General features: G+C 68.5%; 1 protein-coding gene. It reads left to right on the forward strand.

The features are described 5' to 3' along the window. Positions 1 to 104: 104 nt before the first annotated feature. Positions 105 to 1571, forward strand: a complete 1467-nt coding sequence (locus AB0L53_RS59275; protein WP_364015915.1) for an IS66 family transposase — start codon at positions 105 to 107, stop codon at positions 1569 to 1571. Positions 1572 to 1596 lie beyond the last annotated feature (25 nt).

Genomic DNA, 1596 nt, shown 5'->3' on the forward strand with positions numbered 1-1596 from the left:
GTATCCATTCACGCCTGGCGTTGAGCCTTGAGTCTGATTTGGGGTAGACGCGCCGGTTCTGCGGAATACAGGGATCTTGTAATGGTTCGTCGTAGTTTGGGCTCGTGTCCGACCCCCAGGAACTCAGCCGTGAGGAGCTGTTGACTGCCCTGGAGGAGATGCGAGCCGCGATCGCGGAGCGGGATGCTGTCATCAGGGCGTTGCTGGCCGAGGTCGAGCAGTTGAAGCGGCGTGCGGGGACGGATTCGTCCAACTCCTCGATGCCGCCGGGTTCGGATGGTCCGGCGGCGCGGGCCAAACGCGCCAAGAAGCCGATGAAGCGTTCGCCCCGGCCGCGCGGTGGGCAGGCCGGGCACGAGGGGCATGGGCTGGCCTGGCGGAGCGATCCGGATCAGATCGCCGTCGTCGCCCCCGAAGCATGCGCCGGGTGCGGTTACACGCTGGTCGATCTTGAGGGGGAGGTCGTCGCGCGAGTGCAGATGTTCGACACCCCGCCTGTCAAACTCCAGGTCACCGAGTACCGGATGGTCAGCATGTCCTGCCCGGCCTGCCGTCGGATGACGCGGGCGGCCACCCCGGCGCATCTGGCCGGGCCGTGCTGTTACGGCCCGAATGTCCGAGCCGCGACCGCACTCCTGGCGTGCGCCGGGCATATGAGCATCAGCCGGGCCGCCGATCTGATGGGCGTGCTGTTGGACGCGCCGGTCTCCACCGGGTTCACCGGCGGCCTGGTCAAGCGCGTCGCCTCGCGGCTGCCGGCCTTCGAGACCGCACTGAAGAACGCGTTGCGGGCCGCGCCGGTGCTGCACCACGACGAGACCCCGGCCCGCGTCGCCGCCGACGACGGAGATCGACTGCTGTATATCTACACCGCCCGCGCCGACCGGCTGGTCTGGTTCGGTGCCGCCGACAACCGCGGCCATGACGCCCTGGACGGCTTCAAGATTCTGCCCGGCTATCGGGGCACCCTGGTCCGCGACGACTACCCCGGCTACGCCAAGTACGACCAGGACCTGGCCGCAGTGCAGCTGTGCTGCGCGCATCTACTCAGATCATTGCGCGGCATCGGCGAGCTGGACGGCGAAGGCAACCGGGTGCAGCGGTGCTGGACCGAGCCGGTGATGAGCGCGCTGACCGACGCCAAAGCCGCGGTCACCAAGGCCCGCGCCCAGGGCGCCACCGCCGTGGATGCGGAGGTTCTGCAGGGGCTGCGCACTCGCTATGACCAGGCGGTGGCCTGGGGCATCGCCACCAACACCCACCGCGACTGGCCCCATGGCCGACATCCCGGCTACACCCTGGCGAAACGGTTGCAGACCCGGGCCGTCCAGGTCTGGCGCTTCACCGTCGACTTCGCCGTGCCCTTCACCAACAACCCCGCCGAGCAGCCCCAGCGCATGGTCAAACTCCAGATGAAGATCGGCGGCTGCTGGCGCAGCGTCCGCACCGCCGCCCGCTACTGCCTCATCCGCTCCTACCTCGGCACCGCCCGCAACCACGGCATCCACCCACTCGATGCCCTCCGTGACGCCCTGGCCGGGAACCCCTGGATGCCACCGCAAAACGCCTGATCAATCACAGGCGTGAATGGATACG

Origin of the sequence: Nonomuraea sp. NPDC052129 (assembly GCF_040680095.1) — a bacterium.
Taxonomy (GTDB): domain Bacteria; phylum Actinomycetota; class Actinomycetes; order Streptosporangiales; family Streptosporangiaceae; genus Nonomuraea.